26 protein-coding genes are annotated in these 25958 nt (G+C 39.3%); 17 read left to right on the forward strand and 9 right to left on the reverse strand.

Going from position 1 to position 25958, the window contains the following annotated elements; all coding sequences use genetic code 11:
* Nucleotides 1-262 precede the first annotated feature (262 nt).
* The 9 genes from L0B70_RS11370 to L0B70_RS11410 all read right to left on the reverse strand — a co-directional run bounded on the left by L0B70_RS11370 (nucleotide 263) and on the right by L0B70_RS11410 (nucleotide 10138).
* A complete protein-coding gene (locus L0B70_RS11370) occupies nucleotides 263-2041 on the reverse strand; it encodes an acyl-CoA dehydrogenase family protein (RefSeq protein ID WP_235141893.1) in 1779 nt (592 codons plus the stop codon).
* A 169-nt stretch (nucleotides 2042-2210) separates the two neighbouring features.
* A complete protein-coding gene (locus L0B70_RS11375) occupies nucleotides 2211-2567 on the reverse strand; it encodes a four helix bundle protein (RefSeq protein ID WP_235141894.1) in 357 nt (118 codons plus the stop codon).
* Nucleotides 2568-2601: 34 nt separating this feature from the next.
* Entirely contained in the window at nucleotides 2602-3786 is a 1185-nt protein-coding gene (locus tag L0B70_RS11380) for an acetyl-CoA C-acyltransferase (RefSeq protein WP_235141895.1), read from the reverse strand.
* A gap of 123 nt (nucleotides 3787-3909) precedes the next feature.
* Nucleotides 3910-4374, reverse strand: a complete 465-nt coding sequence (gene tnpA / locus L0B70_RS11385; protein WP_235141896.1) for an IS200/IS605 family transposase — start codon at nucleotides 4372-4374, stop codon at nucleotides 3910-3912.
* 163 nt (nucleotides 4375-4537) lie between these two features.
* A complete protein-coding gene (locus L0B70_RS11390) occupies nucleotides 4538-6931 on the reverse strand; it encodes a 3-hydroxyacyl-CoA dehydrogenase/enoyl-CoA hydratase family protein (protein WP_235141897.1) in 2394 nt (797 codons plus the stop codon).
* Nucleotides 6932-6936: 5 nt separating this feature from the next.
* Nucleotides 6937-7389 carry a MarR family winged helix-turn-helix transcriptional regulator gene (locus L0B70_RS11395; protein ID WP_235141898.1) on the reverse strand — a complete coding sequence of 151 codons (453 nt, stop codon included), beginning with the start codon at nucleotides 7387-7389 and terminating at the stop codon, nucleotides 6937-6939.
* Between the two features lie 165 nt (nucleotides 7390-7554).
* On the reverse strand, nucleotides 7555-8478 hold the full coding sequence (locus L0B70_RS11400) for an ABC transporter ATP-binding protein (RefSeq protein WP_235141899.1): 924 nt from the start codon (nucleotides 8476-8478) through the stop codon (nucleotides 7555-7557).
* A 38-nt stretch (nucleotides 8479-8516) separates the two neighbouring features.
* Entirely contained in the window at nucleotides 8517-9494 is a 978-nt protein-coding gene (locus tag L0B70_RS11405; protein WP_235141900.1) for an iron ABC transporter permease, read from the reverse strand.
* Nucleotides 9495-9565: 71 nt separating this feature from the next.
* On the reverse strand, nucleotides 9566-10138 hold the full coding sequence (locus L0B70_RS11410; protein WP_235141901.1) for a TlpA disulfide reductase family protein: 573 nt from the start codon (nucleotides 10136-10138) through the stop codon (nucleotides 9566-9568).
* A gap of 33 nt (nucleotides 10139-10171) precedes the next feature.
* On the opposite strand from L0B70_RS11410, the gene L0B70_RS11415 reads away from it, so the two are divergent.
* The 17 genes from L0B70_RS11415 (at nucleotide 10172) to L0B70_RS11495 (ending at nucleotide 25886) form a co-directional block, all read left to right on the forward strand.
* Nucleotides 10172-11296, forward strand: a complete 1125-nt coding sequence (locus L0B70_RS11415) for a flavin reductase family protein (protein ID WP_235141902.1) — start codon at nucleotides 10172-10174, stop codon at nucleotides 11294-11296.
* A 67-nt stretch (nucleotides 11297-11363) separates the two neighbouring features.
* Entirely contained in the window at nucleotides 11364-11927 is a 564-nt protein-coding gene (locus L0B70_RS11420; protein ID WP_235143594.1) for a vancomycin high temperature exclusion protein, read from the forward strand.
* Nucleotides 11928-12005: 78 nt separating this feature from the next.
* On the forward strand, nucleotides 12006-12623 hold the full coding sequence (udk, locus tag L0B70_RS11425) for a uridine kinase (protein WP_235141903.1): 618 nt from the start codon (nucleotides 12006-12008) through the stop codon (nucleotides 12621-12623).
* A gap of 46 nt (nucleotides 12624-12669) precedes the next feature.
* Nucleotides 12670-13020 (forward strand): septum formation initiator family protein, encoded by a 351-nt coding sequence (locus L0B70_RS11430; RefSeq protein ID WP_235141904.1) that lies wholly within the window; start codon nucleotides 12670-12672, stop codon nucleotides 13018-13020.
* A gap of 46 nt (nucleotides 13021-13066) precedes the next feature.
* The gene (locus tag L0B70_RS11435) at nucleotides 13067-13276 is read left to right on the forward strand and encodes a hypothetical protein (protein ID WP_235141905.1); all 210 of its coding nucleotides are present in this window, start codon (nucleotides 13067-13069) and stop codon (nucleotides 13274-13276) included.
* Between the two features lie 60 nt (nucleotides 13277-13336).
* Nucleotides 13337-14530 (forward strand): methylmalonyl-CoA mutase family protein, encoded by a 1194-nt coding sequence (locus tag L0B70_RS11440; RefSeq protein ID WP_235141906.1) that lies wholly within the window; start codon nucleotides 13337-13339, stop codon nucleotides 14528-14530.
* 123 nt (nucleotides 14531-14653) lie between these two features.
* The gene (locus tag L0B70_RS11445; RefSeq protein WP_235141907.1) at nucleotides 14654-15805 is read left to right on the forward strand and encodes a class I SAM-dependent methyltransferase; all 1152 of its coding nucleotides are present in this window, start codon (nucleotides 14654-14656) and stop codon (nucleotides 15803-15805) included.
* 55 nt (nucleotides 15806-15860) lie between these two features.
* Entirely contained in the window at nucleotides 15861-16151 is a 291-nt protein-coding gene (locus tag L0B70_RS11450; protein ID WP_235141908.1) for a hypothetical protein, read from the forward strand.
* A gap of 97 nt (nucleotides 16152-16248) precedes the next feature.
* Nucleotides 16249-17631, forward strand: coding sequence for a dipeptidase (locus L0B70_RS11455; protein WP_235141909.1), 1383 nt, complete (start codon nucleotides 16249-16251; stop codon nucleotides 17629-17631).
* Nucleotides 17632-17729: 98 nt separating this feature from the next.
* Nucleotides 17730-18683 (forward strand): T9SS type A sorting domain-containing protein, encoded by a 954-nt coding sequence (locus L0B70_RS11460; RefSeq protein WP_235141910.1) that lies wholly within the window; start codon nucleotides 17730-17732, stop codon nucleotides 18681-18683.
* A 150-nt stretch (nucleotides 18684-18833) separates the two neighbouring features.
* Nucleotides 18834-19739 (forward strand): T9SS-dependent choice-of-anchor J family protein, encoded by a 906-nt coding sequence (locus L0B70_RS11465; RefSeq protein ID WP_235141911.1) that lies wholly within the window; start codon nucleotides 18834-18836, stop codon nucleotides 19737-19739.
* 75 nt (nucleotides 19740-19814) lie between these two features.
* Entirely contained in the window at nucleotides 19815-20522 is a 708-nt protein-coding gene (locus L0B70_RS11470; RefSeq protein WP_235141912.1) for an SDR family oxidoreductase, read from the forward strand.
* Between the two features lie 149 nt (nucleotides 20523-20671).
* The gene (locus L0B70_RS11475) at nucleotides 20672-21418 is read left to right on the forward strand and encodes an electron transfer flavoprotein subunit beta/FixA family protein (protein ID WP_235141913.1); all 747 of its coding nucleotides are present in this window, start codon (nucleotides 20672-20674) and stop codon (nucleotides 21416-21418) included.
* Nucleotides 21419-21447: 29 nt separating this feature from the next.
* On the forward strand, nucleotides 21448-22395 hold the full coding sequence (locus L0B70_RS11480; RefSeq protein WP_235141914.1) for an electron transfer flavoprotein subunit alpha/FixB family protein: 948 nt from the start codon (nucleotides 21448-21450) through the stop codon (nucleotides 22393-22395).
* A gap of 163 nt (nucleotides 22396-22558) precedes the next feature.
* Nucleotides 22559-23929: a sensor histidine kinase gene (locus tag L0B70_RS11485; RefSeq protein WP_235141915.1), complete on the forward strand. Its 1371-nt coding sequence runs from the start codon at nucleotides 22559-22561 to the stop codon at nucleotides 23927-23929.
* 83 nt (nucleotides 23930-24012) lie between these two features.
* Nucleotides 24013-24609: a bifunctional nuclease family protein gene (locus L0B70_RS11490; protein WP_235141916.1), complete on the forward strand. Its 597-nt coding sequence runs from the start codon at nucleotides 24013-24015 to the stop codon at nucleotides 24607-24609.
* Between the two features lie 17 nt (nucleotides 24610-24626).
* Nucleotides 24627-25886 (forward strand): nucleoside permease, encoded by a 1260-nt coding sequence (locus L0B70_RS11495; RefSeq protein ID WP_235141917.1) that lies wholly within the window; start codon nucleotides 24627-24629, stop codon nucleotides 25884-25886.
* The last annotated feature ends 72 nt before the right edge of the window (nucleotides 25887-25958 follow it).

Genomic DNA, 25958 nt, shown 5'->3' on the forward strand with positions numbered 1-25958 from the left:
GCTGCCGTTTTAAGAATAATGATTAGCGGTCATTCAAAATATGAATTGAAAATGTTTTGGAGGAAGTTCACTTCAGAAAAAATTCGACTTAACGGACTGGTTAAAGTGGTTGGGAAATAATATAAGGAAAGCGGCGGGGCAAAATAGGATTTTAGGTCAGACTTTTTAAATAGAAAAGTTAGTCTGTTTTTTAAGTTTGTAAAGATGTAAAAAAAGAACGCCCCGATTTCTCAGAGCGTTCAAACCACATATCAAACTATTGCTAGTAAGATCCTTTTTCCACAAAATGTGCGGCTACCTTTTCGGTGATCGCCACTACATTTGGCATATTGGTGTATTTTGTAAAACGTCGCAAACCAGAAAGCATCATGCGCTGTTCGTCACCCTCGGCAAAAGAAACAATGCCTTCTTTCGCGGCAGCGGTAATGGCTTCCACGGCTTTGTAAAGGTTTAACTGCGCCATGGCTGCTTCGACGGAATCTGCAGAGAAGTGTTTTTCAGCTCTTAACACTGCCGATTCTGCCATATAAATCTGGTTCAGAATTTCCGAGGCATTCAATAAAAGATGCTGCTGTTTTTCGATCTCCATCATGTATTTCTGAAGTGCTGCTCCCGCAACCATTAAAAATACTTTTTTCAGGTTGTGAAGAATGGCTTTTTCTTCAGACATATATTCTGAATAATCCGGAACTTCAAAAGAAGGAATTCCCATCAGTTCTTTTCCTATTGCCATGGCTGGTTTCAAGAGATCCAATTCGCCTTTCATGGTTTTTTTGATGAGCATTCCTACGGCCAACAAACGGTTAATTTCGTTGGTTCCTTCGTAGATTCTGCCGATACGCGCGTCTCTCCAGGCGGCTTCCATGGGTGCGTCTTCGGAGAATCCCATTCCGCCGTAAATCTGAATTCCTTCATCGGCGATGTGCTGCGTTAGGTCGGAAACATATACTTTAAGAATAGAACATTCCACCGCGTATTCTTCCAGCGCTTTCAATTCTGCTTCTTCGTGCGTGGAACCTGCGGCTACGAATTCTTCAATTTTATCTTCAACATTTTTCGCGGCTCTGTACGCTCCGGCTTCAGAAACGAAAATTCCGGTGGCCATTTCTGCGATTTTCTTACGGATGGCACCGAACGTAGAAATTGAAACGCCGAACTGTTTTCTTTCGTTCGCATAATTAATGGCTAAACCTGTAATTCTTCTCTGTCCGTCGATGTTTGCGGCGGCTAATTTAATTCTGCCGGCGTTCAGAGCATTCAAAGCGATCTTGAAACCGTTGTTTCTTTCGCCTAAAAGATTCTCCACCGGAATTTTCATATCGTTAAAGAAAACCTGACGCGTAGAGGAGGAGCGGATTCCGAGTTTGTGCTCTTCTTCACCGAACGTCATGCTGTTTGGATCTTCCAGTTCCGACCGGTTGATCACGAATCCGGTGATATTTTTATCATCTTCAATACGGGCGAATAAAGTGAAGGTATCGGCAAATCCGGCATTAGAGATCCACATTTTTTGGCCGTTGATGATGTAATGTTTTCCGTCTTCCGTCAGTTTCGCGCGCGTTTTCCCGGAGTTCGCATCGGAGCCTGCATCAGGTTCTGTCAGGCAATAGGCGCCGAATTTTTCACCCGTCGCTAAAGCGGGAAGGTATTTTTGTTTTTGCTCTTCCGTGCCATAAAGAAGAATCGGAAGCGTGCCGATTCCCGTATGCGCGCCGTACGCCGTTGCCAACGAACCGTTTGCGCCGGAAACAACGTCGCAGGTTAACATGGTGCTGACAAAGCCCATTCCAAGACCTCCATAAACTTCCGGAACGGCGATTCCCAAGGTTCCGAGTTCGCCTAACTTTCGCATTGTTTCTTCCGTTAAAGCGTAATCTTTACTTTCGAAACGGTCTTTCTTCGGGATTACCTCGCGGTCCATAAATTCGGTTAAAGATTCGCGAAGCATTTTCTGCTCGTCGGAAAGTTCTTCCAGACTGAATAATTCTGCTGCAGGAATATCTTTGATGATGAATTCGCCGCCTTTTAAAGTATCGCTCATTATTTTGATTTTAAATTTTAGATTATAGATTTTAAATTAGATTCGCTGTTACAAATTTTAGATGTGTTTAATTTTTCAATTACGATAAGTGAAAGGTCTCATTCCTGAAATGCATTTCATCTAAAATTTATAATTTAAAATCTAAAATTATTGTGTTTAAGATTCGCTGTTATAAATTTTCAGATGAGGTTTTAATGATTTTAGTTAAGATATTGATGATGGTTTCGATTTCCTTTAAATAAGATTCCATATTAATTTCAACGAGATTTGAAGAATGATAAAGTCGCAACCAATACTTCGTTTCCCTTGCATCTTTATTTGCAATTGATAGTTTTGAAATGAAATCTTTTTTTGACTGAGCAGCAATTGCTTCTTCAACGTTTGCTCCTATCGAGGTTCCGGAACGAAGAATTTGCTTTGATAAAACATACTCATTTTGAGCTTTGCATTCGAGATAAAATCTAATAATCTCAAGAGCAAATTCAAATGTTTTAATTTGTATCAAGTTGTCTTGTTTGAAACTCATATCATCTAAAATTTATAATTTAAAATCTAAAATTTTATAAAAGTTCAAAGATCGAAGCCGCGCCCTGTCCCGTTCCCACGCACATCGTGACCATTCCGTATTTCATGTTGCCGCGTTTGCGCATTTCGTCCAGGAGTTGAACGGTTAATTTGGTTCCCGTACAACCGAGTGGGTGTCCGAGTGCGATTGCGCCACCATTAACATTTAATATGTCTGGATTAAGATTCAATTCTTTTTTCAACGCCACTGATTGGGAAGCGAAGGCTTCATTCAGTTCAATTAAATCAATGTCTTTTAATTCTAAACCTGCTTGTTTCAAAGCTTTTGGAACTGCGTATAAGGGACCCATTCCCATAATTCTTGGTTCTAAACCTGCCGCTGCGTAGGCAACTAATCTTGCTTCTGGTTCCAGTCCTAATTCCTTCACCATTTCTTCCGACATGACAATCACGAAAGCTGCACCGTCGCTCATTTGAGATGAATTTCCAGCCGTTACCGTTCCGCCATTGGCAAAGACAGGACGTAATTTTGCCAAACCTTCCAGACTCGTGTCTTTTCTCGGACCTTCGTCCTGAGCAAAGTCGAACTTTTTGGTCTGCATTTTCTGGTTTTCATCCAGATAATTGTATTCAACCGGAATAGGAACGATCTGATCTTTAAATCTTCCTGTTTCATTGGCTTTTAAAGCTTTCTGATGTGATTCAAATGAAAACTGATCCTGTTCTTCCCGTGAGATTTTATACTGATTCGCCACTTCTTCTGCGGTGTAGCCCATTCCCCAATAATAATCTGGATTGGATTTTGCCATGTCGCTTTCCGGTACAGGTTTATAACCACCCATCGGAATATAAGACATCGATTCTGTTCCACCTGCGATGATGCAGTCAGCCATGCCCGCCTGAATTTTTGCTGATGCGATTGCGATCGCTTCAGATCCGGAGGCGCAATATCTGTTGACCGTTACGCCCGGAACCTGATCGGTGTTTAATCCCATTAAAGAAATTAAACGCGCGACGTTCAAGCCTTGTTCGGCTTCCGGCATTGCGTTTCCAACGATGAGATCGTCGATTCTGTTTTTATCGAGTTGTGGAACAGCCGCCATCAATTTTTCGATAACGGTTGCTGCCAAGACGTCGGGTCTGGTAAATCTCAAACTTCCTTTTGGTGCCTTTCCGACTGCGGTTCTGAACCCTTTAATTATATATGCTTGTTTTGACATTTTTTAATTTTTAAAAATTAATTTTAATTTTTTGCCTCGTAGAGGCTTACTATTAATAGCCTTTTTTATTAATTGTTTTTATGAGCTCCGGAGGAGCGATCTGTTAATTGATGGAGCGACCTGTTAATCTTCAATCCAGTTAAACAAATATTTTGAATCGTATTCAATTTCAAACTTTTCCAGGAAATCCAAATATTCGTTTTTAAAAGACTTGTTTTTGTGATGCTCTTCTTGGTTTAAAATATATTTCACAACGGAATCAACACCGCTTTTAGAATAAGAGAACGCTCCATATCCTTCCTGCCAACTGAATTTTTCGGTCATCCATTTTTTATCATTAATGAATTTTGAAGAACCCGCTTTTATGTCTCTCACCAAATCTGAAAGTGCAATGGTTGGACCGATACTAACCAAGATATGAACGTGGTCGGGCATTGCAAAAACAGCAAATAATTTCTGACCTCTGTTTGACACGATCCCCGTAATAAATTTATGTAATTCTTCTCTGTTCTCTTTTGCAATAAGGTTTTGTCTTCCTTTCACCGCGAAAACGATCTGAATATAAATTTGGGTGTAGGTGTTTGCCATAAAATTAATTTTGTAAATTAATTTGGTTTATTCATTAACAGGTCGCCTCTATGAGGCTTTATTGACGTTTGTTATTCATTCTATTAACAGGGCGCTCCTCCGGAGCTTTATGCGAATATCTTAAAATTCTATTAACAGGTCGCTCCTATGGAGTTTCGCGTGATTAATTCCTCAACGGTTTTCCTTTCGTCAACATGTGTTGAATTCTCTCCAAAGTTTTTCTCTCGCCGCAAAGCTGCAGGAACGTTTCTCTTTCCAGATTTAATAAATATTGCTCTGTTACGACTGTTGGTTCGGAAAGATTTCCGCCGACCAGTACGTTCGCTAATTTGTCTGCGATCAGCTTGTCGTGCTCTGAAATGTATTTTCCGGTGAGCATTTGATCGGTTCCAACGAGGAACATTCCTAAAGCATCACGTCCTAAAACCTTTACTTTTTGTTCGATTGGTTGCGTATAACCGTGTTCCGCTAAACTTAAAGCCAGCATTTTTGCAGTTTTGATCTGACGGTTTTTATTCACCACCACAATGTCTTTATGCTCTTCCAGAATTCCCATATCGTAGGCTTCATAGGCTGAAGTCGCTACTTTTCCCATCGCAATGTTCATAAACATATCCCGCAGACGGTTATTTTTCACATCATCTTTGTGGAATTCTCGCGAAACTCTCAAGGCCATTTCCTTCGTTCCGCCACCGCCAGGAATTACGCCGACTCCGGTTTCTACCAAACCAATGTAAGTTTCTGCTGCTGCAACTACGCGGTCTGCATGCATCGTCATTTCGCAACCACCTCCTAAAGTCATTCCGTGAGGAGCGACTACGACAGGAATTGAAGAATAACGAACTCTCATCATGGATTTTTGGAAATAGGCAATTGCCATATTCAAATCGTCCCAATCCTGTTCGATCGCCATCATTAAAATCATGGCTAAATTGGCTCCAACAGAGAAATTGGCACCTTGATTTCCGATCACCAAACCTTCATATTCCTTTTCTGCTAAGTCAATGACTCTGTTTAAACCATCTAAAACTTCGCCTCCTAAAGAATTCATTTTTGAATGGATCTCAAAATTGATAATTCCGTCTCCCAAATCAAGGATGGAAGAACCTGAATTGCTCCAAAGGGTTTTGTTTTTTCTGATATTATTAAGAATGATAAAAGCCTCCTGACCCGGAATATTGCTGTAGTTTCCAGAGTTTTTATCGAAGTAAATACTTTGACCTTCGTCGTTTACTTTATAGAAAGTCTCTACGTTTTTCACCCAATCAGAAACTTCATAACCGGCTTCTTTAGCCAGTTCAATTCCTTTTTGGACGCCAATTGCATCCCAGATTTCGAATGGTCCGTTTTCCCAGCCGAAACCTGCTTTCATCGCATCATCGATTTTGTAGACTTCATCCGAAATTTCCGGAACTTTGTGGGAAACATAAGCGAATAATGCCCCTAAAGATTTACGGTATAATTCGCCGGCTTTGTCCTTTCCACCGATTAAAACCTTGAAACGGTCTATTGTTTTATCAATATTTTTCGTCAATTCTAAAGTTGGAAAAGATGATTTCCCTTGAAGTTCATATTCCATGGTTTCTAAATTCAAACCTTGAATTTCAGATTTACCCGCAGAATTTTTTACTTTTTTGTAAAAACCCTGTTCCGTTTTAGAGCCCAACCATTTGTTATCAACCATGATTTGGATGTATTTCGGAAGTGCAAAAACATCGTTAAAATCATTTGCTTCCACTTTGCTGTCGCGAACGCCGTTTGCAACCATCACCAAAGTATCCAAACCAACCACATCCGCAGTTCTGAAAGTTGCAGATTTCGGACGACCGATTACAGGACCGGTTAATTTATCAATGTCAGAAACATTTAAGCCTAAATTTTGAACTTCATGAAGCAGATTCATCATCGAGAAAACTCCGATTCTGTTGGCGATAAATGCGGGTGTATCTTTCGCTTCTACGGTAGCTTTTCCTAAGAATTTTGCGCCGTATTCCATGTAAAATTTCACGATTTCAGGATCCGTTTCCGGCGTTGGAATAATTTCTAAAAGTGGTAAATATCTTACCGGATTGAAGAAATGCGTTCCGGCAAAATATTTTTTGAAATCATCGCTTCTGCCTTCAATTAAGAAATGAATCGGGATTCCGGAGGTATTTGATGAAACCAGAGTTCCCGGTTTTCTGAACTGTTCAATCTTTTCGTAAACTGATTTTTTAATGTCGAGTCTTTCAACCACAACCTCAATAATCCAGTCTGTTTTTTTAATTTTTTCTAAATCGTCATCGAAGTTTCCAACGGTAATTCTTTCCGCAAATTTCGGGGAATATAAAAGCGCCGGACTTGATTTCTGTAATTTGACGAAGTTTTCTGTAGCAATCCTGTTTCTTACAACCTTATCTTCTTTCGTAAGACCTTTTTTCTGTTCGGCTTCGGAAAGTTCAAAGGGTACGATATCAAGCAGAAGCACTTCAACGCCAATGTTGGCAAAGTGAGCCGCAATACCGGTTCCCATAATCCCTGAACCAAGAACCGTAACGTGTTTGATTCTTCTTTTCATATTATTTATTTTTTATTGTTTAATTCGTTGGCAATTTTCAGGATGTCGGTCATCACTTCCTTGAAAATTTCCATTTTCTCGTCGGAGATTTTTTCAATTACTTTTTTATTAAAGTTGACCACCACTTCTTTAGATAAATTACGGCTGTTGAGCCCTTTATCCGTAAGTTTAATAATTACTTCACGTTTGTCACTGAGCGTCTTTTCTTTGTAGATGTAGCCGTTATCTTCCAAAAGCTTAATAATTCGGGTCAAAGAAGTCGGTTCGATCGCCATTTTGGGACCGAGATTTGTGCTTCTGGTTCCTTCTTTCGGGTCAATTTTTAAAAGGGTTAAAGCCTGAACAGCAGTTGCATCGTGGTCTTGTGCCAATTCTGAGTACATTTTCGACACTGCAAGCCACGTGGATTTTAAAATTAGATCTACATTTTCAACTTTTTCGGGTGTTTTTTTTGTCATAATAAATAGTAATGTGGTTATGTCAAATATAAAAAATATTATGCATGCATAGTATATTTAAATTGTTAAACTTTTGTTAATTACTCAGGTTCAGGTACTTAAAATATATGAAATGCATAATACTATGCATGCATAGTATTTATGGGAAGTGCCTTGAATACGGATTTAGCGAAGGTTATGCAACATTTGCGCGATCTCTGCAAAAGAATGGCACGTATGTTGAAAAGTGTGATTTGAAATTGCCCAAAAGGAACCTTTCCATTCAAAATGATAGGTCGTGAAGTCTTTTTCGAAGTTTTTTTGAAGGAAAGAATAGAGCATTTCTTTTTCCAACGCGGGCGCAGAAATCCGTGGCGGAAGAAATGATTTCGTGAAGTTGAAAAGCTGCGGGTTCAGAAGTTCATCGTGTTTTAAGAGGATATCTTCCGTAATACCGCCGTCCAGTTTTTTGTTGTGGATGATCCACATTTTGTCCGCAAATTCTTTCGCCAAACGCCAGTCGTGCGAGGAAAAAAGGATTAGTTTATTGTGGGTTTTTGCGAGCTTCCGCAGAAGTTTCAAGATGATGATTTTATTTTCTTCGTCAAGGTGAGTCGTCGGTTCATCCAGAATTATTAACGGAGAGTTTTGGGCTAAAGCCCGACCTATAAATGCTTTCTGAAGATTTCCATCGGATAATTGGTGTAACGGAAAATCAAGGTACTGCGTTAAATTTAAGCTTTCGACGATCTCTTCAACTTCTCTTTTATCGGAATTGCTCAATTCAAAATAATACGGATAATGAATGTATTTGCCCAGCGAAACAAGATCTTTCAGCGTATAATTCGCAGGTACAGGCGATTTAGAGAATACCACCGCGATCTGCTCCGCGATTTCTTTGTTCGAAAGCGATTTTACGCTTTTTCCGCCCAACATTATTTCACCTTCCAAACCAGGGATCTGATGAAGAATACTTTTAATTAAGGTCGTTTTTCCCACGCCATTATTGCCGATCAACAGACTGATGTCGCCTAAATCCAGCGCCGCATTAACGCCTTTTATTAAAGGTGTCTTGTAACCGATTGCTGTATTTTTTAATTCTAAAAACATTTTTATTTTGCGTTCACGTTTTATGCAGATTTGTAGGTTTATTTGACCCTCGTACTTTTCAACATCATCATTAAAATAACCGGAATTCCAAAAAGGGACGTGATCACATTCAAAGGAAACTGCGTGGATTCGGAAATGATAGAAAAAAATCCCATAATTAAAATGCCTAAGATCATATTCAAAATCCATTGCTGCCATAATTGTGCAGGATTAAACAGCATTCGACAAAAATGTGGAACCACAATTCCGATGAATAAAATAGGTCCTAAAAACGCCGTTACCGACGCAGAAAGCAGGGAAGAGGCGATGATGACCAGATATTTCAACTGCTTCAAATTGACACCCAAACTCTGCGCGTAAGCTGTTCCTAATGAATTTCCAATTAGAGGTTTGATGGTTTTAAAAGTCAAGAATAAACCGAGCGCTACAATCACCGACAGCACCATAATCTGATTCGTGGAAACCTGATTGTTCGCGCCAAAACTCCACAAAATATAATTTTTTAAACTTTGATTTTCCGCGTAAAATTGTAAGATAGAAACCACGGCGCCGGCCAATGCTGAAACTAAAAAACCAAAAATGATAAGAAAAGATTTGTCCTGAAATCTGCCTGAAAAAAGCAGCAGAATCGCCATCAAAACTAAACTTCCGGCGATAGCCGTAAGGCTTAAAAAACTGTTTTGGAGCAACTCCGGCAAGACCATATCCTGCGAAAAAAAGATATAAAAAGCCACACTTAAACTCGCCACAGATGTAATGCCTAAAACCGACGGTCCGGCCAAAGGATTCTGAAAATATTCCTGCAACAAAAATCCGGAGGTTGGAATGGAAATCCCCGCCAGTAACATTACCAAAACCCGGTTGATGCGCAACTTTGCGATCTGGGAATGTTCGGAAGAAGCAGAGAAAAAATCCGAAAAATTCAAATTTAAAAAACCGATATTCAAGTTCACAATAACCGAAATAACAATTCCGATAAGAATGAAAATGGCGGTAATTTTGAAATTTTTAGTCATAAATCTTTTGGATTTTTAAACAAAGAAAACACCTTCTAAAAAGATGTCTTCTATAAATAAGGGCGCTATAACTATTTAAAAGAATTTAGCTTTTCGGTGAGCATTTCTTCGCTCATCGAACCTAAAGTTTCGTCGGTTTTATCGCCTTTTCTCATGTAAGTAAAGGGGATCGCGCCGCCGTTCCAATTTTTAAAAGTCGATGCGAAAAATTCCGGGGTCAATTTAGAGCCGTCTAAAAGCACAACGTGATTGGACAATCCCTGTTCTTCCGCAAATTTTTTCACCTTCGTGTCCCAGTCCTCTTTTTGGTCCAAATCGACAAAGGTAAATTTCACCGGCTGGCCTTTCATTTCTTCCATCTTTTTCTTGAAATGCGGAATTTCCTGCATGCATGGGCCGCACCACGTTGCAAAAAAGTTGTTCACATAAAGCGTATCGTTATTTTGTTTGCCCATAAATTTGGAAGCTTCGGCAGGCGAAAGTTCTACTTTCTTAAAAGGTACAACTGCTGCGCTGGCTTCATTGGATTCGGATACCGTTATTGAATCTGAAGTTTTGTTTTCTGCATTTTCTACAACATTTGTTTCTTTCTTACAAGAAGCTGCTGTTGCCAGAACCATCAAACCAAAAATTACTTTTTTCATTATATTTTTATTATTTTTGAATCATTATTAATTATGGAAAAACTCTTACCAAAAGCGAAGCAGACTGAATTTCACCGGCTAAAATTAGCGAAAAAACGACAGTTGACCAAAAACATCTTCGCTTTGGAATTCGAAATTCCCGAAATGCTGAAACCCAATTATCGCTTTGAAGCCGGGCAGTATGTCACCTTAAATTATACTTCGAAGGGTGAAGTGGTTCAGAATGATTTCTCCATGACTTCGGCACCTTTTGAAGAGAAAATTACTTTAGGAATCAAGATTAATTACGAGAAAAGTTCCACGCAGGATTTCCTGAATAATTTGGATGTTGGCGACGAAGTAGAAGTATCCGAACCGCGGGGCCGCTTTACCATCGTGGCCAAACCGCACGAATTTCGTACCATCATTGGGTTTGCAAGCGGTATTGGAATTACACCCATTCTCAGCCATTTTAAAAATTTGCTTCATACCGAACCGCGAACGCGGCTTTTCCTTTTTTATGGAAACCGCAAAACGGAAGAGATTGCCTTTAGGGATGAACTCGATGCGCTGGCAAAAAAATATAATGACCGGCTGCAGATTTTCTACTTTTTCTCCCAGGAAATCCCCAGCGATCATCTATTTTATGGCAGGTTAGACGAGAAGAAAGTACGCTTAATCATCAATCAAATTTTGCATTTGGATGATACCGATGAAGAAAGTACCATTTGGGATGCGGTTGATGAAGTCTTAATTTGCGGAAAAGGCGATATGATAAAAGCTATTGCGAACGCCTGCTATAATAACGGAATTCAAAAGAAAAACATTCATTTTGAGCTTTTTGAGGAATATAATGAAGATATTTATCCCGTCGAAAAAGACTTTCCTCTTATAGAAAACATTGAACTGGATTTTAAACTTTATAATAACAATTACAGCACAACTTTAGAAAACAATAAGGAAAAACTGCTGCAACAGCTTTTGATTCAGGAATTTCCCGTGCCTTATTCCTGTAAATCCGGAATATGTGGAAGTTGCGAATGTATTCTGGAAGAAGGCGAGGTAGAACTGCTGGAGAATGAGTATTTAACGGAAAAGGAAGAGAAAGCCGGGAAAATTTTAGCGTGCATGTCGGTAGTTTTAAGCAAGAAAATAAAAATAAATTTCGACCTAATTTGATCATTTGAAAAGAATTTTAGACATACTGAAATCATTTTTTATTCTGGTGGAAATTGGGGTTTTGCTTATGATTTTGGCGAATGTCTGGGTTTTTGCCAGCACCAATGGACGAACATTTACGAAGATTTCTAAAATCCCGCCGCGCGAAACGGCTCTCGTTTTGGGCACGTCGCCGAGAATGAAATCCGGCGTCTCTAATCCTTATTTTACTTCCCGCATGGATGCAGCTGCTCTTCTGTATCACCACGGAAAAATAAAAAAAATCATTGTCAGCGGCGAAAAAAGCCGGGGCTACGACGAACCTTCAGCCATGAAAAACTATCTTGTTTATCAGGAAGGTGTTCCCGAAAGCATTATCACCGAAGATCCGAAAGGTTTTAAAACCCAGACCAGCATCAACAACTGCAAAAACATTTATCAACAAAATGATGTAATCATCGTCTCCCAGGGTTTTCATAATCTGCGCGCCCTCTTTTATGCCCGCAATAACGACATGAATGCGCTGGGTTTCGATGCGCAGGATGTTTTGAGCAATGAAAGTTACTACAGAAATCAATCGCGGGAATTTTTGGCGCGCGTTTACGCAGTTATTTTTTATCTGTTGGGAATTGAGAACAAAGCTTCTGTTTAAGCAAGTTTGGGAAAATTCTTTCGTCTTATTTTTCTGAAAATCTACACAAAAACCTATATTTGTACAAATTAAAATTTTATGCTCGTTATCGGAATTGCAGGTGGCACCGGCTCTGGAAAAACCACGGTTGTTAATAAAATCCTTCAACAACTAAATGCAGAGGGAGTTAATGTGCTTTCGCAGGACAATTATTATCATGACAATCAACACCTTACCCTTTCCGAAAGAGAAGTTTTAAATTACGATCATCCAAAATCCATCGATTTCGATTTGCTGATCAGGCATGTAAAAGATCTGAAAAGCGGCAATCATATCGAACAACCGATTTATTCTTTCGTAACGCATTCGCGCACGGGCGATCACGTTTTGATTGATCCGAAAAATGTACTTATTGTGGAAGGAATTTTAGTGCTTACCAATAAAGAACTTTTAAAAGAATATGACTTAAAAGTTTTTGTTCATGCGGATTCCGATGAAAGGTTGATCCGTAGAATCCGCCGCGACACTCAAGAACGGGGCCGCGATTTGCAGGAAGTTTTGCATCGTTATCAAACCACGTTAAAACCCATGCATCAGGAATTCATCGAACCGTCGAAAAATGAAGCGGATCTTATTGTACCGAATATGAAGCAAAATACCGTGGCGATCGATTTTCTTTCGACGGTAATTAACAATACTTTAAAGAAAACGCATTAAATTTAGTAAAGATTTCATTCTGTTTTTTAGGAATAATACCGCACCGATGAAAGAATTAATTAAAGAAATAAAGCCGAAGACGCCTGCCGTTAAATTTCTTCAGAAATATGTTCTGACCAAATATTTTGTGACTGTTTTTTTATTTTTAATATGGATGGTTTTCTTTGATAATACGTCGTTTTTAGTTGTTAATGAGCTCAATGGGGAAATAAGCAGGTACGAAGAACAGTTGGCTTATTACAAAGACGAGTACCGCAAAAATGACGAGTTCTACAAGAAGTTGATGAACAATAAATCTGAAAAGGAAAAATTTGCGCGCGAAAATTATTTTATGAAAAAACCGAATGAAGAAATCTTTATTTTGGTGGTGGATTCCAGTAATCTAAAGAAAAAATAAACGCAGAAACTCTATAAAATCGGCGTTGATCTAGAAAATAAAGTTGATGGCATTTATCACTAAAAAACATTTAATCTTCTTCACCGTATTTTTCTCTATTACGTTGATCGGACTGGTGATCAACCATTACCTCGGATTCGGCGAAAAAGAAAATGTTTTTAACGCTGTTTTTTATTCGCAATTATTGAAGTCGGCAGTTATTTCTGCTGCAGTTCTGATGCTTTTAATAATTAACATTAAGAAGAAAGTGTGGTAACATTCTTTAGAGAAGAAGTTCTGAATATCTTAATATTTATAGTTTTAATAATTTACGCAAATGTTTAAAAATATTACACTTCGAGACTGGGAAAATATTGTTCAGAAGCAACTGAAAACAGACGATATTTATGCTGTTCTGTCCAAAGAAAATCTGGAAGGAATTCAGGTTAAACCCTATTACGCTTCGGTGGCAAAACCCTTAAATAATCTGCCTAAAATTGAAGAGTCTACGCATCTTGTCTCCAATTATCACGAAAGTTCGGAAGAAAATGTTTTTGCATTTCTGCTCAACAATAACGTCGAAAATTTAACGGAGAAAGTGATTTTTGTTAATAATAAGGATCTCGCGGAACATATTTCTGTGGTAGAAACGAACCGCTATTTTTCTTTAATCGACATTTTTTCGGAGGACGAAAGCGGGGAAATCAGGGAACAGTTGGGAAAAGAACTTTTGGCGAAAAATTTTGAAAAAAATATCTGCATCGACATTGCCCTCCATCAGAACGCAGGCGCAACTATCACGCAACAATTGGCGGTAGGCCTGGCAAAAGCAAAAGACATAACGGAAATTTTTGGCGCCGAAATTTTAACAAAAATTATTTTTAAAGTTGCCCTTGGCGGAAACTATTTCTTTGAAATCGCTAAAATCAGAGCCCTAAAATTACTATATAACCAGTTTTCCAAAGAATTTGGTTTGGATGAAATCCCTTACATTTTTGCAGAAACTTCGCTGCGAAATAAATCGACGGCCGATGCGGAAAACAATCTGATACGTTCCACGCTGGAACTTTCTGCCGGCATGATCGGAGGTGCAGACGCGGTTTATACGAATAATTACAAGATTGAAAATTCATCCTCGCTGTCTGAAGAAATTTCCTTTAAGCAGCAGATTGTTTTAGCGTATGAAAGTATAATTAATGTTTTCGATGATGCCGGGAACGGAAGCTACTATATCGAAGATCTCACGCAGCAGTTTGCAGAAAAAGCCTGGAAAGTATTTCTGAAAATGGAAGAAGAAGGCGGATACTGCGAACTTCTGAAATCCGGTAAAATTCAAAAAACCATTTACGAACAAGCTTTAAAAGAGCAGATTTGGGTGGAAGAAGGCAAAATAAAAATCATCGGTGTGAATCTTTATCCTACACTGGAAAAAAGAAGACTGCCGCGCAAATGTACGACAGCAGTGAGATTAAGCCCATGCGGCTGGCGGAAATGTTCGAATAAGTTTATCACGAATGCGCATATTTATTAGTAATACTACCTAATTCGTGAATGATTATTAGAAATTAATAATTCTCTTCCGCATCAAGCAATTCTTGCATCCGTGGCACAAGAAATCGCGTGAAATCCCCAGCAAAATATTAGAAAAATAAAAGTGGAGAAAAAAATTCTCACTCCGGAAGTTCAAATCTTTATCGATGCAAATCTACACTCCGATTTGCATTCTTTGTTGCTGAAAAAATCGCCCTTTCCCGAAATTTCGATGCACGAAATTGTGCAGCAGATTAAAGGAAAAAAAGTGGCGCAAAAAAAGTTTCCTTTTTTACTTAAAGAAGGAATCGTCTTTCCGCCGAATCTGAATTTAGAACAGGCTTCCTCGCAATCCACCGCAGAATACAAAGCGAAAAATGTAGAGGGCAAAACATTTTTGGATCTTACCACAGGATTTGGCATCGACGCGTATTTTCTGTCTCAAAATTTTACAGAAGTAACATTGGTGGAACAAAATAGCCCGCTTTTGGAAACCGTAAAACACAACTGGACGATTTTAGAAAGAAAAGCCGCCTTCCTCAACGAAAATCTGGAGGAATTTTTAAAGAAAAATACGGCAAAATTCGATGTCGTTTATGTTGATCCGGCCCGCAGAGACGATAACAAAAACAAAAAATTCCTGCTCGAAGATCTTTCGCCCAATCTGCTCGAGATTCAGGGTCAACTTGCCGAAATATCATCGCAAACGATCAGCAAACTTTCCCCGTTGATTGATATTTCTTACCTGATTTCTGTTTTGAAAAATATATCAAAAATCGAAATTATCGCCCTAAGAAATGAGGTTAAAGAATTGCTGGTTTACATAGAAGGTGATGCGAAATTACACGATGTAAAAATTTCCTGCATCAATCTGGAAAGTGACGACGCGGATTTTACGTTTAATTTTCAGGAAGAAAAAACGGCGGTTTCCCTCTTTTCGGAGCCCAAACAATTTCTTTATATTCCAAATAATACAGTTTTAAAATCCGGCGCTTTCAACTTGGTTTCCGAAAAATTCAGCCTGAAAAAACTTCATCCCAACACGCATTTTTATACCTCAGATGTTGTGTTGAATCATTTTCCGGGTAGAATTTTAAAGATTGACACCGTGGATTCTAAAGACATTAGCAAAGGCGGGAAGTACAACATCATCTCGAAAAATTATCCTTTAACGCCGGACCAAATTAAAAAGAAATACAAAATTTCTGATGGCGGAGATTTCTATTTAATTTTTACGCAAACGCAGAAAGGAAAGATTATTTTAAAATCTCAATAATTTTTTTGTAGAAAGGGGCAATATTCCTTACTTTTGGGCAATCAAAAATTTTAGAATGAAAAAATTAATTGTAGGCGTAGCTTTCGCGAGTGTTGTTGTTAGCTGTAAAAAAATTCAGGCCGGTTCAAATCACGGTGTGTTAAAAGCAGAAGAAAACGCGGGAAGATACAGCGATGATGTAATGAGCGACGAAGCTACAGCGAAATATGACGCGATGCATGGAAGTGCAAATGCAGCATCGAACGACACTACAAAAGCTACCGGGATGCAAACAGCACCCGCAAAAATGGATTCCGCAAAAATCGTAACACCTACTTCCGTTACTGCCGCGCCCGAAGCGAAATAGAATATTTAAAAATAAGATAAAACCTTAATGTCTTGCTTCGGCGGGACATTTTTTTTATTTTTACAAGATTCGACTTTAAAATTCTTAAAATATTAAAATGAAAGAAACCTTAAATTACATTCAGGAGAACAAGCAGCGTTATGTTGAGGAACTTTTTGAATTATTAAAAATTGCTTCGATCTCCGCAGATCCTGCCTATAAAGATGAAGTTTTGAGATGTGCCGACGAAGTAGCAAAATACCTGAAAAATGCGGGTGCAGATGACGTTGAAGTTTGCCAAACTGAGGGTTATCCGATTGTTTTTGGGCAAAAACTGATCGATCCAAAATTGCCCACGGTTTTGGTGTACGGTCATTACGACGTTCAGCCACCGGATCCGTTGGAATTATGGACAAAACCACCTTTCGAACCGTATATTGAGAAAACAGAAATTCATCCCGAAGGAGCCATCTTTGCCCGCGGATCGGCCGACGATAAAGGACAGTTTTTTATGCATATTAAAGCCTTTGAGGCGATGATGAAAACAGATACCTTACCATGTAACGTTAAGTTTATTTTGGAAGGCGAAGAAGAAGTAGGCTCCAAAAGTCTGGAGGCTTTTGTGAAAGAGCAAAAAGAAAGACTGGCTTGCGACGTGATCTTAATTTCCGATACACATATTTATTCTAACGAACAACCCACGGTTACGACAGGGCTTCGTGGTTTAAGCTATGTAGAAGTCTCGGTGGAAGGACCGAACAGAGATCTGCATTCCGGCTTATACGGCGGCGCGGTTCCGAACCCAATCCATGTGCTTTCGCGCATGATCGCAAACTTGATCGATGAAAATGGACACATTACAATCGACGGATTTTATGATAATGTGGATGTGGTTTCCGAGGAAGAAAGAGCGGAAATGAACAAACTGAAAGACGATTCCGAAAGTTTTAAAAAATCAATTGGTTTAAATGGAGTAGAAGGCGAAAAAAACTACACTACTTTAGAAAGAACTTCAATCCGCCCGACGTTGGACTGCAACGGGATTTGGGGTGGCTACATCGGCGAAGGCGCGAAAACGGTGATTCCGTCCAAAGCTTTTGCGAAGATTTCCATGAGATTGGTTCCGTATCAAACTCCGGAGGAGATTACCGAAAAATTCACGAAATATTTTGAAAAAATAGCGCCTGCAAATGTGAAAGTTAAGGTAACGCCGCACCATGGCGGCATGCCATACGTTTTGCCCAGCGATACGAAAGAATTCCGCGCGGCTAAAAAAGCTATGGAAACTGCCTTCGGAAAAGAAGTCCTTTCGTACAGAAGCGGCGGCAGTATTCCGATTACGGCCATGTTTGAAGAGGTTTTGCAAGCAAAATCCGTGTTGATGGGCTTTGGTTTGGATTCGGATGCCATTCATTCACCAAACGAACATTACGGGCTGTACAACTTCTATAAAGGAATTGAAAGTATTCCGCTTTTCTTTGAGAATTACGCGACAGTTTAAACTAAAAATTACACCAATCTCGATAAAAGTTGATTAACATTGTGTTTTTCAACTTTTTTTTAATACTTTCGTGCTCAATAAAAAACAAAATCTTTATTATGAAAAAAGTTTACTTATTAGGCGCAGTCTTTTTTGCCCTTTTTGCTAATGCACAAGAATTTGCTGCGGTTAGTTCATCCCCATCATCTAATGTTTCGCCGACTAAAGCTCCTGGAGTTATTTATTCGCAGCCAATTGAGGGTACCTCTGGAATTGTTTCCGACGTGTTAAGCAATGGCAATTACGTTGCGGCCGCAGACGATTTTATCTTAACTGATAACAGTGTGGTTTCCCGGATTACCGTTACTGGTTTTCAAAATCAAGGAAATTTAGAAACGGTAGTTTCAACTGGTTTGATCATGTACATTTACACCGATGCAAACGGAATGCCTTCTGGAAACCCCACCGATGCAGCACAAACACCAGTTGCTAAGATCGATCTTTCTAAATCTTCTCCTGCATACAGTTTAGTAAAAACAGGCAGCACCTATGCTTACTCCGTTAATATTCCATTGGCTTTAGGAAAAGGCATATCCTTAAATAAAGATACAACGTACTGGTTGGTTTTTGCCGCAAAAACAAATCTTTCAGCTTATACAGGCGCAACCAGATTTAACTGGTATACAGCGGCAAGAGTTGGTAATAAAGCGAAACTAATCGATCCGAGCGATGCATTTCAGGCAGGCGCAACAAATTGGACAGATATTTCTGAATTAACAGAGGATGCATCTTTTGATGGTTTGACTTTCACTATTGAAGGTGAAACAGCACTAGGAACAGGGGAAATCTACAATTCTAACAAGGTAAGTATCTCACCTAATCCAACTTCAGATTACCTGAACTTTAACGCGAAAGTAAAATCAGTTCAGATTATTGATGCTGCGGGAAGAAATGTTTCTTCAGCAAAAGTAACAAACAACCAAGTGGATGTAAGAAACCTTGCAAAAGGCGTTTATATTGTTAAGTTTGAAACTGAAAAAGGTACACAGACTGAAAAATTCATCAAGAAATAATTAAACAGATAATGTTTGTTAGGAAACGCCTCGATTAGAGGCGTTTTTTTTTGAACTTGTTCCAGAAAATATATTTTCATCAAATAATGTGTAATAGACACGTAAATCAAATATTTTTTATATTTTTGATGAAATTTAAATCAATTTATTATGAAAAGACTTTTACTTATTGCATCCTTAGCTGGATTATCCTTCGCAAGTGCTCAAACCAACGTGTACAGTTATGGTTTTGATGCGGCCTTTACCGCCCAATGGACTTTAACAAATCAAAGTTCCCCAAGCACCTCAACACTTTGGTCCAAAGCTTCCTACACTTCAACATCGGCTGCTATTTTTGGAAGTACGCCACCTGCGCTTCCGAAAGGACAGGACGGTACCGACAACACCTTCGCGATCGTGAATTATACCAGTACATCAGGTGCAGGAACGATAAGTAACTGGCTAATCACCCCTACAGTAAACGTACAGGATGGTGACGTTGTAAGTTTCTACACAAGAAAAGGAACCGATGGAGCTACCGATTATGCAGATCGTTTGGAACTTCGCTACAGCACTGCCGCTACAACGGTAAATCCTAGTGGAGGAAGCGCAGGTCTGGGATCTTTTACAAACCTTGGAGTAACGGTTAATCCGAATTTACAAACAGGTTTCGTTTATCCGCAAGTATGGACCAAGTACTCCTTCACCGTTGCTGGTGTAGGTGCCACTCCGGTTGCTACCAAATTTGCGTTTAGATATTTTGTAACAAGTGGAGGTCCTAGCGGTAACAATTCAGATATCATCGGTATTGATACATTTTCTGTAGACCGTCCAGGTTTAGCGGTTAGCGATTCTTCAACTTCAAAACTGGCACTTTATCCTAACCCTACTTCGGATTATTTATATTTTAGTGCTGATGTAAAATCAGTTCAGATTTTTGATGCTGCCGGAAGAAACGTTTCTTCAGCAAAAGCAGCGACCAACAAGGTAGATGTAAGAAACCTTGCGAAAGGAGTTTACGTTGTTAAGTTTGAAACTGAAAAAGGTACGCAGACTGAAAAATTCATCAAGAAATAATTAAACATATAATGTTTGTTAAAAAGCGCCTCTATTCGAGGCGTTTTTTTTATATTTAAGAATTAAATTATTATCATGTTTCAAAATAAAGTAGCTTACATTACCGGCGGCACAAAAGGTATAGGATTTGGAATTGCAAAAATTCTGTCCAATCAGGGAATTAGAGTCGCGATCAGCGGCAGAAAACAAGAAGATGTGGAAAAAGCGGCTGCAGAAATTTCCAGTGATGCTTCGAAAGTTTTAGGTATTGTTTCAAACGTAAGGAATTTCGAGGCGGAAGAAAAAGCGGTTTCGGAAATTAAAAACCATTTTGGTCAGCTCGATTATGTGGTTGCTAACGCCGGTATGGGCGTTTTCAAACCCGTGGATGAACTCTCAGTAGAAGAATGGAACGACATGATTGAAACTAATCTGACAGGACTTTTCTACACTTTGAAAGCCTCCGTAGAAGAATTAAAGAAATCGGAGGGCTATTTCATCAGCATTTCCAGTTTGGCAGGCACAAACTTTTTCGAAAAAGGTTCGGGTTACAACGCGTCCAAATTTGGCGCGGTAGGATTTACGCAGGCTGCCATGATCGATCTCCGGAAATATAATATTAAAGTTTCTACCATCATGCCGGGCTCGGTCTCGACCAATTTTAACGGCAATGAACCCTCTGAAAAAGATTCCTGGAAAATTCAACCCGAAGATTTAGGAAATTTAGTCCTGGATATTTTCAAAATGAATCCACGGTCTTTACCCAGCAAAATCGAAATTAGACCCTCTAAACCAAATAATTAGTCTTTTTCTTTATTATGCAAATAATATATTTTCTGCAGAATATATTATGCATGCATAGTATAATTTTTTATCTTTACAAAACTTAAAAGAATAGAACCAAAATAAAATTGAAAGGTCTATTCCGACGAAAATTTATTAAACTTCGACAAATGAAAATATTAGTGTGTATCAGTAGTGTCCCGGATACTACATCAAAAATTAACTTTACGGCAGACAAATCTGCGTTCGACAAAACCGGCATTCAGTGGGTAATTAATCCCTTGGACGAATTTGCCCTAACGAAAGCTATTAAATTACAGGAATCGCAAGGTGCGACAGTTACAGTACTCAATGTGGGCGAGGCCATTACAGAACCTGTGATCAGAAAAGCGCTGGCGATTGGGGCGAACGATGCGGTAAGAATTAATACAGAACCTAAAGACAGTTATTCTGTCGCAAAAGAAATTGCGAATGTGGCGCAAACAGGCGGTTATGATATGATTCTTTGTGGTAAGGAATCCATCGATTATAATGGCGGTTCGGCGCCGGGAATGGTCGCTCAACTGCTCGGTCAGCCTTTTGTAAACGCGTGCGTTGGTTTGGAGGTGAATGGCGCTGAAGCCACTGCTGTTCGCGAAATCGAAGGCGGAAAAGAAACAATTTCCGTAAAACTGCCCGCTGTTATCGCCGGACAGAAGGGAATGGTCGACGAAAAAGATCTCATCATCCCGAACATGCGCGGAATTATGTCGGCGAGATCGAAACCTTTACAGGTTTTGGAAGCATCGTCTTCGGAAGTGAAAGTAGAAGGGGTTTCGTACGATTCGGTTCCGCAAAGAGCAGCTGTAAAGATGGTTTCTGCAGATAATCTCGACGAACTTGTGAGATTACTTCACGAAGAGGCAAAAGTAATTTAAGGTAAAATTCAAATTTAAAATTCAACAAAATGGCAATATTCGTATATGCGGAAAATATAAACGGAATTTACAAGAAAGCAGCCTTTGAAGCGGTTTCTTATGCAAAGGCGATTGCAGATCAAGCCGGTGATACGGTGACGGCAATCACCGTAAATCCCACAGATTCTTCCGATTTATTATATAAGTACGGTGCAACCAACGTCATCAAAATTAAAGATGATGGTTTAAAAAATTTCAGTGCTAAAGCTTACGCTCAGGCGGTTAATGAAGTGGCAAACGGAAACACACTCGTATTTCCCCACACCACAGACGCGTCATCCATCGCACCGATGCTGGCAATTATGAAAGATTTTTCTTTAATTACCAACGTTTTGGAAGCACCGGAAAGTCTTTCGCCCTTTCAGGTGAAAAGAAGGGCTTTCTCCGGAAAAGGATTCATGCACGCCAAAGCTGATGCAGCAGGGGTAATTGTAACCGTTTCTCAGAATGCTTATGGCGTAAAGGAAAACGCAGTGTCCGGGTCGGAAGAAGTGAAAGAACTGTCTGTTGCAAATGAAGACACAAAAGTAGTTTCTCACGAACAAAGCTCCGGAAAATTAGATCTAAAGGAAGCAGAAATTGTGGTTTCTGCCGGCCGTGGAATGAAAGGTCCGGAAAACTGGGGAATGATCGAAGATTTAGCGGAACTTTTGGGCGCGGCAACAGCGTGTTCAAAACCGGTTTCCGATATTGGTTGGAGACCTCACTCCGAACACGTGGGACAAACTGGAAAAGCAATTTCTCCTAATCTCTACATTGCGGTCGGAATTTCAGGTGCAATTCAGCATTTGGCGGGCGTCAATTCGTCGAAAACGATTGTCGTCGTTAACAGTGATGCGGAAGCACCTTTCTTTAAATCTGCAGATTATGGCGTAGTAGGAGATGCCTTTAAAATCATCCCCGAATTAACGCAGAAAATTAAAGCGTTAAAAGGATAAAAAAATATTGGTAACAGTATTGAAAACGTCGGAGAAATCCGACGTTTTTTTATATCCTAAATTAAAGGAGTTGGATTTTGGCTTCCAAAATAATATTTAGCTAAGTACGGATAAAAAAGATTAATTTTACGTAAGAACCGAATGATTAATTAAAAGTTTTCCGATGGACGTGTTTATTTGGAACATGGCAATCTCGTTCCAGCTGCTTTTTATCGTTATAAGTGGAGTCATCTTTATTTATATCGGCGAAAAAAGCTTCAAGTATTATGTTCTCTACAACATATGCCTCGTTTTGTATTTGTTAAGCCGCAATGATTCCAATTATTACAATTTTCAACATATCATTTCAGATTTTATGGGCACGGCGAATGCTGAAGTGTTTATGCACCTGCTCAATTTTTTTATTCAGGTTGTGTTTTATGCATTGTACAGTATTTTCGCCCTTTATTTTCTTGACCTGGATAAAAAAGTTAAAAAATTCTTCTTTACAGTCATCTGGATTCTTCGCGCATTAATCGCGGTTTTTTTCCTTTTTGCGGTGGTTTGTTTTATCCTGAAAAATCCGAATCTCTATATCGGTCTTTACTCCTTTATTTTTCTTCCTGTGATGCTGGGCGTATTTTTCATCAGCGTTGTACGCGCGTTGCAGCATTCCGGGAAGCATAAGGAATATTTTCTCTTTGGCGTTTGTACGTACGTCTTTTGTGCGCTTGTCGCCTTTTTCGGCACTTTTATTCCATCCTTACACATCAAAAATCCAATTTCATTTTTCTACGTGGGAATTGTCTTCGAGACCATTTTTTTTAGTCTGGGCCTTGCCTTTAAAATTAAATTGATAAATGATGAAAAAAACAGGGTAAGCAATCTGGTTTTAAAACATAAACACCAGCAGCAGATCAGCAAACTGAAAGGATTGCTGGAGGGCGAAGAAAAGGAAAGAAACCGGATTGCGGCGGAACTTCACGACGGAATTGCCGGCGACTTATTTGCCCTTAAATTTAATGTTGCCAATTTAAATCGTGCGGAATATGGTGCGCAGTACGAAGAAATTCTGACGGAAATTTCGCAGATTATCGATAAATCATGTGTCCAGATCCGCGAGATTTCCCATAATCTGTCGCCCTCAACCATAACCAATTTTGGTCTCCTGCAGGCAGTTCACGATTATTGTAAAAAAGCGGCGAAGATCTACAACATCAAAATAGATTTTGCTTTTTCGGGGGAAAAGATCGACCTCGGTACCGCCAACGAAACTCATATTTACCGCATTCTTCAGGAGCTCATTAATAATATTGTAAAACATTCTGAAGCCAGTTCTGCGCAGGTCCTTATCGAAAATTATTCTTCGAAAATGACCATTAGTGTGAAAGACAATGGCAAAGGTTTTTCCCCGAAAATGTTCTCGAACGGCATTGGTTTAAATAATATCGAATCCCGCATCACTTTTCTGGAAGCGGTGCTGAATAAAGTAAGCGACCACCGGGGAACTTCCTATACCATCGATTTTGACGCTGATAAAATACGTAAAGCCTGATGTTTCTCAGAAATTGGAAAAAGATTCCAATTAAATTATTGAATTTAAATCCCTAATCTAAAAAATCATTTATATTTGTAGCTATGGATTACAAAAGACTAATCATACGCGGTATTTCTTACAGCCAAACACAGTCTGGAGCCTATGCGCTCCTTTTAGAGCACGAAGAAAGCAACGTTAAATTGCCCGTAGTAATAGGAAATTTCGAGGCGCAGTCAATTTCTTTAGGTTTAGAAAAAGATATTCACCCTCCACGCCCTTTAACACACGATTTGTTTGCAAAATTTGTAACCTCTGCCAATTATACGCTGACTTCTGTTATTATTTACCAGATCATCGACGGCGTATTTTTTTCCAATATCAATTTCAAAAATAACGACAACGAGGAGGAGCTTATATTGGATGCCCGAACTTCGGATGCTGTGGCGATGGCAGTTCGTTTTGAAGTACCCATTTACACAACGCAACAGGTTTTGAGTGAGGCCGGAATTCTTTTGGAACTGGATAATCCTGCAACGATAGACGAGAATTTTTCTCCGCTGGAGGCTGAAGGCAATTTGGCATCGTTTCCTTTGGAAGATCTCCATAAACTCCTGGAGGATGCGGTGAAAGATGAAGATTTCGATGCAGCGCTGGAAATTCAACAGGAAATTAAAAGAAGAAATAAAAAAATAGAATAAAATTTGATAAAGAAATTATGAATTTAAAATTACGACTTACCGTACTCTCTTTTCTGCAGTTTTTTGTTTGGGGAGCCTGGCTCATTACCATCGGAGTTTATTGGTTCGGCACAAAACAATGGGGCGGCGAAGAATTCGGAAAAGTTTTTGCAACTTTAGGAATTGCTTCTCTTTTAATGCCTGCAATAACCGGTATTATTGCTGACCGCTGGATTAATGCAGAAAAACTGTTTGGTATTTTACATATTTTATACGGTATTGTTTTATTTTTCCTGCCTTCCGTAACAACTCCCGACAACTTTTTCTGGGTCATGCTTCTTGCTATGATGTTCTATATGCCCACCATTTCGCTGTCCAATTCAATTGCGTACTACGTTTTAAAAAATAACGATTACGATGTTGTAAAAGTCTTTCCACCCATTCGCGTGTGGGGAACGATTGGATTTATTGCAGCCATGTGGATCACCAATTTAACCGGTAACAAAGCATCCGGAAACCAGTTTTATATCGCCGCTGTGGTCGCTATCATTTTAGGAATATATGCCTTTACATTACCGAAATGTCCGCCCCAGAATTTGATTCCCGCAAATGCGAGTTTGTCTGAAAAATTAGGCCTAAATGCTTTCTCTTTGTTTAAAGATTACAAAATGGCCTTGTTCTTTTTCTTCTCCATGTTCCTCGGTGCTGCGCTGCAGTTGACCAATATGTATGGAGATACGTATCTGTCGGATTTTGGGAAGATCCCTGAATATGCAGACAGTTTCGTGGTGAAAAGATCAACTTTAATTATGTCTATCTCCCAGATTTCCGAAACACTTTTCATTCTCGCAATTCCCTTCTTTTTGAGCCGATACGGAATTAAAAACGTGATGCTCATCTCCATGTTTGCGTGGGTTTTGCGCTTCGGTCTGTTCGCTTATGGCGTTCCGGTGGGCTTTGGTCTCGGATTAATTGTCCTGTCGTGTATCGTTTATGGCATGGCGTTCGACTTTTTTAATATTTCGGGGTCTCTTTTTGTAGAAACTACAACCGATTATAAAATCCGTTCTTCCGCTCAGGGGCTTTTTATGATGATGACAAACGGTTTTGGCGCCATTGCCGGAAGTTTGGTAAGCGGTTGGCTCATTCAAAAATATTTTTCTCTCCCGAATGGCGATAAAATGTGGCACGAAATCTGGCTCGTATTTGCCGCTTACGCTTTGGTTATCGCGGTTTTGTTTGCTGTAATGTTCAAGCATAAACATGATCCGGCAGTTCTTGCAGAAGTACGACATTAGAAAAAAGATACTAAAAAACGATCAAAACACACTTTTCGAAAAGTGTGTTTTTTTTTGTAATTTGCGTACTCA

Source organism: Kaistella sp. 97-N-M2 (genome assembly GCF_021513235.1).
GTDB lineage: Bacteria > Bacteroidota > Bacteroidia > Flavobacteriales > Weeksellaceae > Kaistella.

What these genes read in the sequence shown, in the direction of transcription:
- L0B70_RS11370 (WP_235141893.1), bottom strand. Translation starts at nt 2,041, where the DNA reads ATGAGCGATACTTTAAAAGGCGGCGAATTCATCATCAAAGATATTCCT.
- L0B70_RS11375 (WP_235141894.1), bottom strand. Translation starts at nt 2,567, where the DNA reads ATGAGTTTCAAACAAGACAACTTGATACAAATTAAAACATTTGAATTT.
- L0B70_RS11380 (WP_235141895.1), bottom strand. Translation starts at nt 3,786, where the DNA reads ATGTCAAAACAAGCATATATAATTAAAGGGTTCAGAACCGCAGTCGGA.
- tnpA (WP_235141896.1), bottom strand. Translation starts at nt 4,374, where the DNA reads ATGGCAAACACCTACACCCAAATTTATATTCAGATCGTTTTCGCGGTG.
- L0B70_RS11390 (WP_235141897.1), bottom strand. Translation starts at nt 6,931, where the DNA reads ATGAAAAGAAGAATCAAACACGTTACGGTTCTTGGTTCAGGGATTATG.
- L0B70_RS11395 (WP_235141898.1), bottom strand. Translation starts at nt 7,389, where the DNA reads ATGACAAAAAAAACACCCGAAAAAGTTGAAAATGTAGATCTAATTTTA.
- L0B70_RS11400 (WP_235141899.1), bottom strand. Translation starts at nt 8,478, where the DNA reads ATGTTTTTAGAATTAAAAAATACAGCAATCGGTTACAAGACACCTTTA.
- L0B70_RS11405 (WP_235141900.1), bottom strand. Translation starts at nt 9,494, where the DNA reads ATGACTAAAAATTTCAAAATTACCGCCATTTTCATTCTTATCGGAATT.
- L0B70_RS11410 (WP_235141901.1), bottom strand. Translation starts at nt 10,138, where the DNA reads ATGAAAAAAGTAATTTTTGGTTTGATGGTTCTGGCAACAGCAGCTTCT.
- L0B70_RS11415 (WP_235141902.1), top strand. Translation starts at nt 10,172, where the DNA reads ATGGAAAAACTCTTACCAAAAGCGAAGCAGACTGAATTTCACCGGCTA.
- L0B70_RS11420 (WP_235143594.1), top strand. Translation starts at nt 11,364, where the DNA reads ATGATTTTGGCGAATGTCTGGGTTTTTGCCAGCACCAATGGACGAACA.
- udk (WP_235141903.1), top strand. Translation starts at nt 12,006, where the DNA reads ATGCTCGTTATCGGAATTGCAGGTGGCACCGGCTCTGGAAAAACCACG.
- L0B70_RS11430 (WP_235141904.1), top strand. Translation starts at nt 12,670, where the DNA reads ATGAAAGAATTAATTAAAGAAATAAAGCCGAAGACGCCTGCCGTTAAA.
- L0B70_RS11435 (WP_235141905.1), top strand. Translation starts at nt 13,067, where the DNA reads ATGGCATTTATCACTAAAAAACATTTAATCTTCTTCACCGTATTTTTC.
- L0B70_RS11440 (WP_235141906.1), top strand. Translation starts at nt 13,337, where the DNA reads ATGTTTAAAAATATTACACTTCGAGACTGGGAAAATATTGTTCAGAAG.
- L0B70_RS11450 (WP_235141908.1), top strand. Translation starts at nt 15,861, where the DNA reads ATGAAAAAATTAATTGTAGGCGTAGCTTTCGCGAGTGTTGTTGTTAGC.
- L0B70_RS11455 (WP_235141909.1), top strand. Translation starts at nt 16,249, where the DNA reads ATGAAAGAAACCTTAAATTACATTCAGGAGAACAAGCAGCGTTATGTT.
- L0B70_RS11460 (WP_235141910.1), top strand. Translation starts at nt 17,730, where the DNA reads ATGAAAAAAGTTTACTTATTAGGCGCAGTCTTTTTTGCCCTTTTTGCT.
- L0B70_RS11465 (WP_235141911.1), top strand. Translation starts at nt 18,834, where the DNA reads ATGAAAAGACTTTTACTTATTGCATCCTTAGCTGGATTATCCTTCGCA.
- L0B70_RS11470 (WP_235141912.1), top strand. Translation starts at nt 19,815, where the DNA reads ATGTTTCAAAATAAAGTAGCTTACATTACCGGCGGCACAAAAGGTATA.
- L0B70_RS11475 (WP_235141913.1), top strand. Translation starts at nt 20,672, where the DNA reads ATGAAAATATTAGTGTGTATCAGTAGTGTCCCGGATACTACATCAAAA.
- L0B70_RS11480 (WP_235141914.1), top strand. Translation starts at nt 21,448, where the DNA reads ATGGCAATATTCGTATATGCGGAAAATATAAACGGAATTTACAAGAAA.
- L0B70_RS11485 (WP_235141915.1), top strand. Translation starts at nt 22,559, where the DNA reads ATGGACGTGTTTATTTGGAACATGGCAATCTCGTTCCAGCTGCTTTTT.
- L0B70_RS11490 (WP_235141916.1), top strand. Translation starts at nt 24,013, where the DNA reads ATGGATTACAAAAGACTAATCATACGCGGTATTTCTTACAGCCAAACA.
- L0B70_RS11495 (WP_235141917.1), top strand. Translation starts at nt 24,627, where the DNA reads ATGAATTTAAAATTACGACTTACCGTACTCTCTTTTCTGCAGTTTTTT.